General features: G+C 66.2%; 13 protein-coding genes and 1 pseudogene. 4 read left to right on the top strand and 10 right to left on the bottom strand.

Translation table 11 applies throughout. From position 1 onward, the window contains the following. The 5 genes from ABWP84_RS15940 to ABWP84_RS15960 all read right to left on the bottom strand — a co-directional run. The coding region (locus tag ABWP84_RS15940) for a pyruvate, phosphate dikinase (protein WP_353213034.1) at window positions 1–1694 on the bottom strand (1694 nt) is incomplete at its 3' end. A gap of 12 nt (window positions 1695–1706) precedes the next feature. Continuing rightward, the gene (glyS, locus tag ABWP84_RS15945; RefSeq protein ID WP_353213035.1) at window positions 1707–3941 is read right to left on the bottom strand and encodes a glycine--tRNA ligase subunit beta; all 2235 of its coding nucleotides are present in this window, start codon (window positions 3939–3941) and stop codon (window positions 1707–1709) included. After that, on the bottom strand, window positions 3941–4330 hold the full coding sequence (locus tag ABWP84_RS15950; protein ID WP_353213036.1) for a type II toxin-antitoxin system VapC family toxin: 390 nt from the start codon (window positions 4328–4330) through the stop codon (window positions 3941–3943). The genes glyS and ABWP84_RS15950 overlap by 1 nt, the downstream gene beginning before the upstream one ends. Continuing rightward, on the bottom strand, window positions 4327–4599 hold the full coding sequence (locus ABWP84_RS15955) for a type II toxin-antitoxin system VapB family antitoxin (RefSeq protein ID WP_353213047.1): 273 nt from the start codon (window positions 4597–4599) through the stop codon (window positions 4327–4329). The genes ABWP84_RS15950 and ABWP84_RS15955 overlap by 4 nt, the downstream gene beginning before the upstream one ends. A 3-nt stretch (window positions 4600–4602) precedes the next feature. Continuing rightward, window positions 4603–5460 carry a glycine--tRNA ligase subunit alpha gene (locus ABWP84_RS15960; RefSeq protein ID WP_353213037.1) on the bottom strand — a complete coding sequence of 286 codons (858 nt, stop codon included), beginning with the start codon at window positions 5458–5460 and terminating at the stop codon, window positions 4603–4605. Window positions 5461–5502: 42 nt separating this feature from the next. On the opposite strand from ABWP84_RS15960, the gene ABWP84_RS15965 reads away from it, so the two are divergent. Both ABWP84_RS15965 and ABWP84_RS15970 read left to right on the top strand, forming a co-directional pair. Continuing rightward, window positions 5503–5898 carry a ketosteroid isomerase-related protein gene (locus tag ABWP84_RS15965; protein ID WP_353213038.1) on the top strand — a complete coding sequence of 132 codons (396 nt, stop codon included), beginning with the start codon at window positions 5503–5505 and terminating at the stop codon, window positions 5896–5898. Further along, the gene (locus tag ABWP84_RS15970; RefSeq protein ID WP_353213039.1) at window positions 5895–6227 is read left to right on the top strand and encodes a DHCW motif cupin fold protein; all 333 of its coding nucleotides are present in this window, start codon (window positions 5895–5897) and stop codon (window positions 6225–6227) included. The genes ABWP84_RS15965 and ABWP84_RS15970 overlap by 4 nt, the downstream gene beginning before the upstream one ends. Here the strand turns inward: ABWP84_RS15970 and ABWP84_RS15975 are convergent. From ABWP84_RS15975 to ABWP84_RS15995, 5 genes and pseudogenes are all read right to left on the bottom strand, one after another. Next, on the bottom strand, window positions 6214–6966 hold the full coding sequence (locus ABWP84_RS15975; RefSeq protein ID WP_353213040.1) for a C13 family peptidase: 753 nt from the start codon (window positions 6964–6966) through the stop codon (window positions 6214–6216). The genes ABWP84_RS15970 and ABWP84_RS15975 overlap by 14 nt on opposite strands. Before the next feature lie 5 nt (window positions 6967–6971). Further along, the gene (locus ABWP84_RS15980) at window positions 6972–7940 is read right to left on the bottom strand and encodes a tripartite tricarboxylate transporter substrate-binding protein (protein ID WP_353213041.1); all 969 of its coding nucleotides are present in this window, start codon (window positions 7938–7940) and stop codon (window positions 6972–6974) included. 38 nt (window positions 7941–7978) lie between these two features. Beyond that, window positions 7979–8980, bottom strand: a complete 1002-nt coding sequence (locus ABWP84_RS15985; RefSeq protein ID WP_353213042.1) for an asparaginase — start codon at window positions 8978–8980, stop codon at window positions 7979–7981. Then, a pseudogene (locus ABWP84_RS15990) lies at window positions 8977–9165 on the bottom strand (isochorismatase family protein); the annotation flags it as partial. The pseudogene ABWP84_RS15990 and the gene ABWP84_RS15985, both read right to left, overlap by 4 nt. Window positions 9166–9290: 125 nt before the next feature. Next, window positions 9291–9728 carry a hotdog fold thioesterase gene (locus ABWP84_RS15995; protein WP_353213043.1) on the bottom strand — a complete coding sequence of 146 codons (438 nt, stop codon included), beginning with the start codon at window positions 9726–9728 and terminating at the stop codon, window positions 9291–9293. A gap of 242 nt (window positions 9729–9970) precedes the next feature. Here ABWP84_RS15995 and ABWP84_RS16000 point away from each other — a divergent pair, with 242 nt between their 5' ends. Both ABWP84_RS16000 and ABWP84_RS16005 read left to right on the top strand, forming a co-directional pair. After that, window positions 9971–11203, top strand: a complete 1233-nt coding sequence (locus tag ABWP84_RS16000) for a glycosyltransferase family 1 protein (RefSeq protein ID WP_353213044.1) — start codon at window positions 9971–9973, stop codon at window positions 11201–11203. A 64-nt stretch (window positions 11204–11267) separates the two neighbouring features. Next, window positions 11268–12848, top strand: a 1581-nt coding sequence (locus ABWP84_RS16005; RefSeq protein ID WP_353213045.1) for a polyketide synthase, incomplete at its 3' end; no start/stop codon positions are given.

Consider the following 12848-nt stretch of genomic DNA (forward strand, 5'->3'; position numbering starts at 1 on the left):
TCGCTGTGACATGGGCCCAGATGGACGTCGAAGAGTCGAGCCAACCAGTCCCACCGCACCTTCATCCGGCGCACCCCATCGGCCCAGCTCATCAGCTTGGCGAAATCGCCGGAGAGCTTTGGCTCGATCATCGCGACATTGCCGATGAAAATCTCACCGGTTGCGCCATCGAGGGTGATGATCTCGCCAGCGCGGATGATGTGGCCGCCGGCGGAGAGCGCCTGGGCGTTGTAATCCACCGTGATGCCGCCGGCACCCGCAACGCAGGGCCGGCCCATGCCGCGCGCCACCACGGCGGCGTGCGAGGTCATGCCGCCGCGGGTGGTGAGGATGCCCTTCGCGGCATGCATGCCGTGAATATCCTCAGGTGAGGTTTCGATCCGCACCAGGATCACGCTTTCGCCCTTGGCGCCGCGCAGTTCCGCCTCATCGGCCGAGAAGACGACCACGCCGCTGGCAGCACCGGGCGAGGCCGGCAGGCCCTTGCCGAGCAATTTGCGCGGGGCCTTGGGGTCGAGCGTGGGGTGGAGAAGCTGGTCAAGCGATGCGGGGTTCACCCGCTTGATGGCCTCAGTCTGGCTGATCAACCCTTCATCGGCCATATCCACCGCGATCTTCAGTGAGGCTGCGGCGGTGCGCTTCCCATTGCGTGTTTGCAGCATGTAGAGCTTGTTTTGCTGGACGGTGAATTCGATGTCCTGCATGTCGGTATAGTGGCGTTCCAGCGTCTGCCGCACCCGCACCAGCTCGCCATAGGCTTCGGGCATGGCGAGTTCCATGCTGCGCTCGCCCGGCTTGGCTTTGAGCTGCGCCATGGGCTGCGGCGTGCGGATACCCGCCACCACATCCTCGCCCTGGGCGTTGATGAGGTATTCGCCGTAGAAAATATTCTCGCCCGTGCTGGGGTCGCGGGTGAAGCACACGCCGGTGGCGCAATCCTGGCCCATATTGCCGAAGACCATGGCCTGGACATTCACCGCCGTGCCCCACTCCGCCGAAATATCATGCAGGCGGCGATAGGTGATGGCCCGGGTATTCATCCAACTGCCGAAGACGGCGGTGATGGCGCGCCATAGCTGCGCCTTGGGCTCCTGCGGGAAGGGGTGCCCGGTTACCTCGGCCACCATCTCCTTGTAGCCGGTGACGACGCCTTTCCAATCATCGGCCGTCAATTCGGTATCCTCGGCCACGCCGCGGTCGAGCTTGGCGGATTCGATGATTTCCTCGAAGCGGTGATGGTCCACATCCAGCACCACCGAACCGAACATCTGGATGAAGCGACGATAGGAATCCCAGGCGAAGCGGGCATCGCCCGAGGCGGCGGCCAGGCCTTCGACGGTGACGTCGTTGAGGCCGAGATTGAGCACCGTGTCCATCATGCCGGGCATGGAGACCCGGGCGCCGGAGCGCACGGAGACCAGCAGCGGTTTTTCGGCATCGCCGAATGTCAGGCCAACGGCGGCTTCGACCAAGGCGAGGGCGGCTTCGACCTGGGCGTTCAGATCGGCCGGGTAGTTCTCGTTATTCTTGTAATAAGCGGTGCAGACCTCGGTTGTGATGGTGAAACCGGGGGGCACGGGCAGGCCGATGCTGGCCATTTCGGCCAGATTGGCGCCCTTGCCACCGAGGAGGTTGCGCATGTCCGCGCGGCCTTCATTGCGGCCGGCGCCGAAGCTGTACACCCATTGCGTCATGCGGTTCGTCCTTCAGGCTTCAATCTTGGAGAGATCTGCCACGGACTCCATGGCGGATTTCAGGCGGCAGAGCAGGCGGAGGCGGTTTTTTCTCAGCGCTGGGTCAGGGTCGTTGACCATGATATCGGTAAAGAAAGCGTCGAGCGGCGCGCGTAAGGCGGCGAGGGCATGGGTGGCGCCGGCGAAATTTTCTGCCGCGAGTTGCTCTGCCACCTGCGGTTCGATGCTGGTGAGCGCGGCTTCGAGGGCGATTTCCTGCGGCAGGGTCAGCAGGGCAGGGTCGATGGGGCCGGTGTGCGGGCCGTCCTTCTTGTCTTCTATGCGCAGAATATTCAGGGCCCGCTTATAGGCCGCCAGGAGGGCTTGGCCGGTTTCGGATTCGACGAGTGCGCGGAGCGCTTCGCTGCGGGCCAGGATGCGCAGGATGTCGTCATCCTGGCCGATGGCGGCCGCAATGATGTCGGCGCGCGCGCCTTCGCTGCGGAGTTGGATGCGCAGGCGTTCAAGGACAAAGTCCAGCACAAGGTGAGCAACAGCGGATGGTGCTGGCGAAGAAGCGGTGGCGCTATGCTCCGGGCGCCCACCATGGCTGGCTGCCGCGAACTGCTCGGCTGTTGATGCCCATGCCTTAAAGGTCCATGCCTCCAGCTTCTCGTTGCCAGTGGCAGCAACGAATTGCTCCGCTGCCTCCACGTTCCTGTCGAGTGCGATCAGCAATTGTGCTTCACGAATGCCGCCGGAGATATCGCCCAGCGCGTCGATGAAGGCCGAGTGCAGCCCGAGTGTGATTCTCGCCTCTCGGATCATACGGATCACGCCCAGGGCGGCCCTGCGCAGTGCATAGGGATCGCCGCTGCCGGTAGGCTTTTCTCCTATATCGAAAAAGCCAGCCAATTGATCAATTTTGTCTGCCAAGGCCACGGCAATGGCCACAGGCGCGTCAGGCACGTCATCGGTTGGCCCCAAAGGTCGATAATGCTGCGCCACGGCATCCGCAACTGCGGTGTTCTCGCCGCCGGCCCGCGCATAATAGCCACCCATCACCCCCTGCAATTCCGGGAATTCGCCGACCATCCCGCTGGCCAGATCAGCCTTAGCCAGCCGCGCCGCGCGTGCGGCCAGAGCCGGCTCCGCCCCCACCATCGGCGCAATCAGCGAAGCCAGCCGCTCCAGCCGGAGCACCCGCTGCCCCTGTGTCCCCAGCTTGGCGTGAAACACCACCCGATCCAGCTTGGGCAGCAAATCCTGCAGTGGCGTCTTCAAATCCTGGTCCCAGAAGAAGCGTGCATCCGATAGCCTGGCCCTGAGCACCCGCTCATTGCCCGCTACCAGCGCCGCGCCACCATCACTGGCCTCGATATTCGCTACCAGCGCAAAGCGTGGTGCCGGGCGGCCATCGGCAAAGCGCAGAGCGAAATAGCGCTGGTTCACCCGCATCGAGGTGCGCATCACCTCGGCCGGCAAATCCATGAAAGCCGCATCAATGCTGCCCAGCAGCGGCACCGGCCATTCCACCAGCCCCGCCACCTCGGCCAGAAGCCCCTCATCGGGCACCACGTCCAGCCCCTCGGCGGCGGCCAGCGCGGCTACACCGTCGCGGATCACGCCCATCCGCTCGGCGGTATCGACCAGCACACAATGTTCGCGCAGTTGCGCCACGTAATCTGCATGGCCACCCACCGCGAAGGCACCGGGCGCATGCACGCGGTGGCCCTCGGTCACATCGCCGCTGGCCAGGCCATGGGCAGCATCCTCGCCACGGGCCAGGGTGAAGGGCACCACGGCGCCGTCCAAAAGGCACAGGATACGCTGCAACGGCCGCACCCAGGTGAAGGCGGAGACGCCCCAGCGCATGCTTTTCGGCCAAGGGAAGTTCCACAGCACATCCGGCAGCGCCTGGGCGACCAGCGCCGCCGCCTCGATGCTCGAACCCGGCTTCACCAGCACCCAGAAATCGCCGGCCTGGGTCAGCGCCTCGCGCCCCACGCCGTGTTTTTTCAGAAAGCCCGCCAGCGCGGCCTCGGGCGCGGCGATGCGCGGCCCGCGCTCCTCCTTGGATGCCGTCTCGGCCCGGGCCTGGACTTCCATCACCAGCCCAATCCGCCGCGGGCCGGAAAACCCGCGTGGCGTGCCCATCGCGATAGGCGCCAGCGCCGCGCCCACCAAGCGGCACAGATCCTCGGCTGCCCGTGCCTGCATCCGCGCAGGGATTTCCTCGGTCAGCAATTCCAACAGCAATTCGGGCACTAGATGGCAGCTTTCACATCGGTGTGGGCGAAGTCATCGCCCTTGAACAAAAGCGGTTGGTGGCGGGCTTTGGCCAGGGCATAGGCGAAGCAATCGCCCATGTTGAGACCAGCAGGGTGACGGCCCTTGCCATAGCGGCGCCAGCCCTCGCGGGCCAGGGCGGCGTGTTCGGCAGTGAAGGGGACGATTTCGGGGCCAAGGCGTTCCAGCAGCGCATCGAGTTGCCGCGCGCCTTTTTCGCCAGCACGGCCCTCGCAGACCATGTAAGCCTCGAACAGGCCGGGCGCTGCGATGGCGATCGCGCTGGCAGCCGCCAGGGCTTCCTCCATGGCAGGCGCCTCAGGCTCCTGCTGCAACATCGCCATGATCGCGGAGGTGTCGAGGATCACTTCGGCAGGCCGTTCTCGTCGTAGAGGTCGGAATGGTCGCTGGTGGAACCGGGCGGGAAAAGCGCAGCCGAGCCGCGGGTGATTTCCCGGATGGCGGCCAGCTTGGCGGCGATGCGCGCCTCGTCATTCGCCACCTCGCGCTCCACCATCTGGCGCAGCACATCGGTCACGCTGGTGCTGCGCCGCTCAGCCAAGTGGCGCAGCTTGGCGATGATTGCCGCATCCTTGATGTTGAGCTGGCCCGTGGTAGAAATCTCCGCGCCCCTTATACCCTAGGCCGCCGGCGCAAGCCAGGATTCGCAGCAGGCTCTCGCAAGTGTGCGCACCCGGCCGATATAGGCCGCGCGCTCGGTGACCGAGATCGCGCCGCGGGCATCGAGCAGGTTGAAGCGGTGGCTGGCCTTAATGCAGTGGTCATAGGCAGGCAGGGCCAGGCCCTTGCCCACCAGGGCAGCGCATTCCTGCTCTGCCTCCTCGAATTGCCGCTTCAGCAGGGCGATATCGGCGAATTCAAAATTATGTGCGCTGTATTCCCGCTCGGCGCGGAGAAACACATCGCCATAGCTTACGCCATCATCGTTGAAGCGCAGATCATAGACGTTCTCCACGCCTTGGATATACATCGCCAGGCGTTCCAGCCCGTAGGTCAATTCGCAGGATGGCACCTCGCAGGCGATGCCGCCGACCTGCTGGAAATAGGTGAATTGCGTCACCTCCATCCCATCGCACCACACCTCCCAGCCCAGGCCCCAGGCGCCCAAAGTCGGGCTTTCCCAATCATCCTCGACGAAGCGGATATCATGCAGCGCCGGGTCCAGCCCCAGCGCCCGATAGCTGCCCAGCAGCAACGCCTGCGGGTCACGCGGGCTGGGCTTCATGATGACCTGGTATTGGTAATAATGCTGCAACCGGTTCGGGTTCTCGCCATAGCGCCCATCGCTGGGCCGGCGCGAGGGCTGGACATAGGCAGCCTTCCAAGGTGCCGAACCCAGTGCGCGCAGCGTGGTGGCCGGGTGGAAGGTGCCCGCGCCCATTTCCATGTCGTAGGGCTGGAGAATGAGGCAGCCCTGCGCCGACCAGTAGCGATGCAGGGTCAGGATCATGTCCTGAAAGGAGAGATTTTCGGGCATTAGGCTCTGGCAATGTGAACAGGTGCGCAACATAACCGCTCGATGAACGCTAGGGAACCGATCGAGGCATATTACCTCGCCTTTAATCGCGGCGATTGGGAGGGCATGCTCGCCCTGCTGGCCGATGATGTCGTGCATGACATCAACCAGGGCGGGCGGGAAGTTGGTGTGGCGGCCTTTCGCGCCTTCCTCGCCCGCATGGAGCGCTGCTATGAGGAGAGGCTGACCGATATCGTGGTGATGGCCGCGGGCGAGCGCGGGGCAGCGGAATTCATCGTCCATGGCACCTATAAGGCCAGCGATGAGGGCCTGCCGCCCGCCCGTGGCCAGCGCTACACCCTGCCCGCCGGTGCGTTTTTCGAATTGCGTGCGGGCCGCATCGCCCGCGTCAGCAATTTCTACAACCTGGCCGATTGGCTGCAACAGGTGAGCGCATGAAACTCCCCGAACACCCCTTCACCGTCACCGATTGGTCCGGCGTGCCCGTCACCCGCCATGAGGGCGAGACCGGCCATGCGCTGTGGCGCAGCGTGATGATGGGCGATGCCCGAATCCGCATGGTGGAATATTCGCCCGGCTACTTGGCCGATCATTGGTGCGACCGAGGCCATGTCCTGCTGGTGCTCGCCGGCGAGATGATCTCTGAACTCAAGGATGGCCGCGAATTTGTGATGAAGGCCGGCACCAGCTACCACGTCTCCGATTTTGGCGACGCGCCGCATCGTTCCCGCACTGCGGGCGGCGCCACGCTGTTCATCGTGGACTGAGCGCGGGCACCAGCCCACCCACGGCCGCGCCAATCGCCGTTTGCGGCTCGGAGGGCGGGGTCATGTTCTGCCGCCGCTCCTCCTGCGCCACGCATTCGGCGCTGGCCTTGGCCAGGGCTGCAGGGGTGGGCGGGGCTCTCTCCAGGCTGTCCAGCAGGCAGCGGTCAAACACCGTCAGCGTGAATTCCGGCGCGCAGCCGAAGGAGGAGCGGTCCGCCCTTGCTGCCGTCAGCACCACCCTATTGGGCCGCGCCATGGGCTGCACCGCGAAGCCGCCGGTGAAGCAGCCGGACGCGATGACGAAACTCGGCGCCTGGCCGCAGCCCTGGCTGAGCGCGGCATCGAGTTGGGCGGGGCTGAGAAAGCCCGGCTCGGCCGCGAAGGCCAGGCCCCGGCCCGGCGCGCCATGCATGGTGAGGAAGACCAGACAGGCCTCGCCCGGGGCCGGCCGGAGCCCGGCGATGGCGGCCAATACCGGCTTGCGGATTGCGGGTTCGGCCCTGGCGGCCAGATTCTCGGGCCGGGCGGAGAAGCGGCGCAGGCTGGCCAGCCGTCCTGACCGCTGCAGCCCGCTCGCCATCCGCTCCACCGCGCTGTCCCAGACCTCAAGGCTGGCATCGCCGGCCACCAGCACGGCGTGCCAACGCGGCTGGACAGAGGCAGAGGTCTCGGCGGCGGCAAGCGTTTCGCGCTGGGCGCAGCCGGCCAGCAGCAGCAGGGCGAGCAGCGCGCGATGCATCAGCGTCAATCCAGCCTGATATTATTGGCCCGCACGACGCGGCCCCAATTCTCCGTCTCGGCGGCCAGCCAGGCACGGAAGGGGGCAGGGCCCATGCTGCGGATTTCAGCGCCCAGATCGCCCATGCGGCGGGCATTGTCAGGCTCGGCCAGGGCGGTGCGAAATGCCTCGTCCAGCCGCGCGACCAGTGCGGGCGGCGTGCGGCCGGCCACCAGCACACCCTGGAAGGTGCCGGCATTCGGGCCTGGCCAGCCGAGTTCGGCGAAGGTGGGCAGGTTCTCCAGCCCCTGGCCAAGCCGGTGCGGGCCGGTCACCGCGATGCCCCGCAGCCGCCCGTCGCGCACGAAGGGCGCGGTGGCGGTGGCGCCATTGATGACCAGCTGCGCCTCGCCGCCCGCCACCGCGGCCACCGAGGCGGCGCCGCCGCGATAGGGCACCAGGGTCAGGTCCGCCCCCCAATGCTGCGCCAGCAGCAGCCCGCCCAGATGGGTGGCGGCACCCACCCCGGCATGGGCGAAATTCACCGCCGCCGGGCGGGCGCGGGCCAAAGCCACCAGCTCGGCCGCATTGGCCGCCGGCAATGCGGGGTTCACCGCCAAAATATAGGGCGCGAAAATCAGCAGGTTCACCGCCGCCAAATCATTCAGCGGATCAAAGGGCAGGCGGGCATAGAGGCTGGGGGCGGTGACGAGCGCGCTGGTATCGATCAGCAGCAGGGTATGGCCATCCGGCGCACCCTTGGCCACCAGATCGGCGCCGAGCATGCCCGCAGCGCCCGAGCGGTTCTCCACCACCACCTGCTGCCCCAATTGGCGGGAGAGCGAGGGGGCGAGGATGCGGGCCAGGATATCGCTGGTGCCGCCCGGGGCGAAGGGCACCACGATGCGGATGGTATGGTCGAAACCCTGCGCCCTCGCCACCGCTGGCATGGCCAATGGGGCGAGGAGGGATGTGAGTATGGTGCGGCGTTGCATGGTGGTCCTCCGTGTTTGGAGGCCAGTCTGCACCGGGCTCAGTATTCGGCAAACATCCGGGCGATCTCGGCCGGGTCCGAACTGCGGGTCAGCGCCAGCATCAGCAGGATGCGAGCCTTTTGCACTGTCAGGTTATCGGCATCGATGAAGCCCAGTTCGCGCTTGCGCTGGGTGCCAAAGACGCGGCCCGAACCGGCGCGCGACGCCACCACCACTGCCACGCCCTGTTTGGCCACTGCACCCAGCGCCTCGGCCTCACTCGGGCTCATGAAGCCCGGCGCGAAGCCGCCAATAACGATGCCCTTGGCACCAGCCGCCGCATAGGCCGCCGCCGCCACGCCATCACCGCCGGCATAGGAGAGCATGCAATCCACCCGGGGCAGGGTGGCGATGCCGCTGAGGTCGAATTCGGTATCCGGCGCCATCCGGCGCAGCGGCTTGCGATACCAGGCAATCTTGTCGCCATCGCAATGGCCCAGCACGCCGAAATCTGGCGAGCGAAAAGTCTGCATGCGCGAAGTGCTGGTCTTGGTCACCTCACGCGCAGCGTTGATCTCGTCATTGAGCACCACCAGCGCGCCCATGCCGCGGGCGAAGGGGTCGGCCGCAACGCGAATGCCATTGGCTAGGTTCATTGGCGCATCCGTGGCCAGGCCCGAGGAGGGCCGCTGTGCGCCCACCACTACGATGGGCACAGCCAGCTTATGGGTCAGGCTGAGGAAATAGGCCGTCTCCTCCAGCGTGGCCGTGCCATGGCCGATGACGATGCCCGCGGCATCCGGATGAGCGGCCAGGAAGGAATGGCACAGGGCCAGGATTTCCAGCCACTCGACAGGCCCCAGCGCAGTGCTGGCCACATTGCGGTACTTGATCGGCACGACATCCGCCTTTTCCAGCACCTGCGGCCAGTGGCGGATGATCTCATCAGCCTCCATGAAGCGGCCCTTGGCGCCGTAATCCATGATGTCAAAGGGGCCGCCAATGCCCAGCGCACTCATGGTGCCGCCAGTGCCGATGAAAAGAACCTTGGGTTTGCTCACGCCGCCATCTCCTTCGCGCCGGCGGCAAAGCCCGCCTCGCATTCTGTGACCGTCACAACATCGCCGAACATCGCATGGAAGCCCAGCAAGGCCGCCTCGTGTTCGGAATCGGTGGTGGCGGCATTGCCATCGCTCACCATCACGGTGCGGAAATCGCGCATCATCTCGTCACGCGCCGTGCTCTCGCAGCATACAGAATGGTGAAGGGATGCATGTCGCGCTCCTGCGTTGTGCCGCCGGGCGCTGTATTTCCGAACACCAGCCTATACCGGATGGCGGCACGGCCCAAGCCCCGGGCGGCGGCATGGCGTCAGGTTTTTGCCCCGCGCTGCTCGATGTTGCTGGTGGTCAGGCGCGACACGCAGGAGAGTTTGCCGTCACCGCGGCGCAATTCGATGTTCCAGACATGGACGTTGCGGCCGATCCGCACGGGGCGGCACTCGGCGATGACCTTGTCGCCCTTGGGGACCGGCAGAAGGTGGTTGGCGTTGATTTCCAGACCCACGGCGCTGAACCCCTCCTCGCAGCACAGCACGGAGGCGAGGGAACCCACCGTCTCGGCCAATACCACCGAAACGCCACCATGCAGGATGCCGAAGGGCTGCACATGCCTCTCATCCACCGCCATCTCGGCGCGAATGAAATCTTCACCCACTTCGAGGATTTTGATCCCCAGCAATCCATTCACGGTTTGGGTGTTTCGGGCATGCATTTCTGCGATGCTGGGTGGGCGCTTCCAGATGGCCATGACGAATCCCCTTCAGTCTGGTGCAAACTGAACCCAGGGACGGGCTTGTCAATGGCGCAAAATATCGTCCCGTGCAATATATTCATTGACATTAACATATTTAGATATCAAATATGGACCGAAGTGGGCCCGATGTCGCGGTGCTCTGGGCGTCGGGGACAGCAACCATCTTGCATGTGATACTCGACATTTCGCGTCTCCTGTCATCGGCATGGCGGGGATATCCCTCTGGGCTCGACAGGGTGGAATTCGCCTATGCCCGGCATTGGCGGCAGGCCAGCGATGTTGATTGCACCTTTGCCGCCGGCACGCCCTTTGGCGGGGTGGCCATGGTGCCGCGCCATATTGCCTTGGCCCTGCTGGACGCGCTGGCCGGCAGCCTGGCCGAGGGGCAGGCGCATGGCCCCGCACATGCCCAGGCCCGCCGTCTGGCCGTTACGCTTTATGCCCGCCTTGTCACCGGTGCGGGCTGCGCGGCGTTGATCGCGCGGATACGCCAGCGCCCCGGCAGCATATTTCTTCTGGTGTCGCACAAATCGCTTGAGCAACCGGCGCCCATCCAGGCGCTGCGCGATGCCGGTGCGCGCTTCGTGCCGTCGATCCACGACCTGATCCCGATCACCCATCCGGAATATAGCAAGCCCCGGCAGATCAAGGCGCATCGACGCCGCATGCAGGTCACCGCCGCGATGGCCGATGCCGTGATCGTCAGTAGCGCCGCGACCGGCGCCGCGCTGAGCCATTACCTTGTGGCGCGAAACCTGGGGGTGCCACGCATCACGGTGGCGCCCCTTGGCTTCGACCTGCCCATGGTGGCGCAGCCCTCACCCCAGCCCGAGCCGCCCTATTTCGTGGCGTTGGGCACCGTGGAGCCGCGCAAAAATCACCACATGTTGCTGGCGCTATGGCGCGATATGGCCGAGACGATCGGCCCCAGCGCGCCACGGCTGGTCATTCTCGGCCGGCGCGGTTGGGATAATGAGATCGTCTTTCGCATGCTCGACCGCTGTGGTGGCTATGGCGGACTGGTGGAGGAGCGGGGCGGGGTGGATGATGGCACCATCGCCACGGTGCTGCGTGGCGCGCGGGCGTTGCTCTTTCCTAGCTTCGCCGAAGGCTATGGCCTGCCGCTGGTTGAGGCACTGGCGCTGGGCGTGCCCGCCATCTGCTCTGATATTCCCGCCCTGGTTGAGGTGGGCGGCGGCGTGCCAGAGCACCTGCACCCTCTGGATGGTGCGGCTTGGCGCCGCGCTATCCTCGATTATGCGTCAGACGATAGCGCATCACGGGCGGCCCAGCTTGGCCGGCTGACGCATTGGGTGCGGCCGGATTGGGCCACCCATTTCGGCATCGCCAATGCGCTGCTGGCCCGCCTGGCGGCCGAGCCACGCGGCCTGCCTGCGCGGGTTCGCGGTGTGACGCATGGCGCCGAAGATTTTCCATGGTCCGGCGCTCACCAGCCCGGCACGCCATGAGCAGCGCCATGTTTGATCAGATGGTTGGAGGTCACTGCATCATGCGGCGGCCGATAGAGGGCCGATGAAAAGCCCACCTGCCGCTGATGCGCCTGCCGCCAGACCAGCCACCGCCGTGCCTATCGCCATTGTGGGGGCGGCCTGCCGCCTGCCAGGCGCGCCGGATATGGCCGCCTTCTGGGCGCTGCTCGCTGCGGGGCGCGACGCGGTGACCGAAATCCCGGCCGAGCGTTTTAGCAAGGCCGCCTGGTTGCATCCGCGCCGGCAGGAACCGGGCAAGACCTATAGCTTTGCCGCCGGCGTGCTGGGCGATGTGCTGAGTTTCGACCATGCCGCCTTCGGCATTTCCCTGCGCGAAGCGGCGGAGATGGACCCGCAGCAGCAGCTGATCCTCGAACTGGTGCGTGAAGCCTGTGAGGATGGAGGCTGGCGCGAGGCCGATATCGCCGGGCGTGCCCTTGGCGTCTATATGGGTGCCAGCACCACCGATTGGGCCGATCTTCGCCAATTCGACCCTGCAGCGGCCGACCGCTATATGATGACCGGCGGGGCGCTCTCGGTCATCGCCAATCGGGTGAGCAATGTCTTCGACCTGCGCGGCCCGGCGCAGAGCATCGACACCGCCTGTTCCTCCGCCCTGGTGGCGCTGCATCACGCGGCTGAGGCGCTGCGCCTGGGGCGCATCCCAGCCGCTTTGGTGGGCGGCGTGAACATGCTGCTCAGCCCCTTCCCCTTTGGTGGCTTTGCCCGGGCCAGCATGCTCAGCCCCACCGGCCGTTGCCATGCCTTCGACAGCCGGGCCGATGGTTATGTCCGCGCCGAGGGTGGGGCGGTGGTGATCCTCAAGCGTCTCGATGATGCGCTGCGCGATGGTGATGCGGTTCAGGGCGTGATTCTCGCCTCGGGCGTCAATGCGGCCGGGCGGACGGTAGGCCTCTCGCTGCCCAATCAGGCGGCGCAGGCCGCGCTGCTGCGCGGGCTGCTGGCTGATGCTGCCATCGACCCCAACCGCATCCGCTATTTCGAGGCGCATGGCACCGGCACCGCCGCGGGCGACCCCATCGAGGCGGCGGCGATCGGCGAGGCGGTGGGCCGGGCGCGCGATGCCTCGCCGCTGCCGATTGGCTCGGCGAAGTCCAATATCGGCCATACCGAGGCCGCTTCTGGCCTTGTGGGCCTTATCAAGCCGCTACTGGTGCTGCGCCACGGCAAAATCCCGCCCAGCCTGCATATCGAGACCCCCAACCCGCAGATCGATTTCCAGGCGCTGCGCCTGCGGGTGCCCACCCGTCTGGAACAATTGCCGGGCCAGGCCGATGCGGTGCTCGGGGTGAATAGCTTCGGCTTTGGCGGCACCAATGCGGGTATATTGCTGGCCGGCCCGCCTGCCGCCGCCGCCAAGCCACGCCCGCGTGCCAGCAGGCTGCTGCCGCCGCTCCTGCTCTCCGCCCGCTCGCCCGAGGCGCTGGTGGGGCTGGCCGGCGCCTGGGCGGTGGCCATGCGTGCGGCCTCCCCCCAAGGCGCTGCCTCTCGGGCCGCGGCACTGATCCGCGGCCAGATCGCCCATCGGGACCTTCTGCAGCACCGGCTGGTGGTGCGCGGCGCCACGCCGGGCGATCTTGCGGCGCGCCTGGAGGCCTGGCGC

The organism is Rhodovarius sp. (assembly GCF_040399605.1).
Lineage (GTDB): Bacteria > Pseudomonadota > Alphaproteobacteria > Acetobacterales > Acetobacteraceae > Rhodovarius > Rhodovarius crocodyli_A.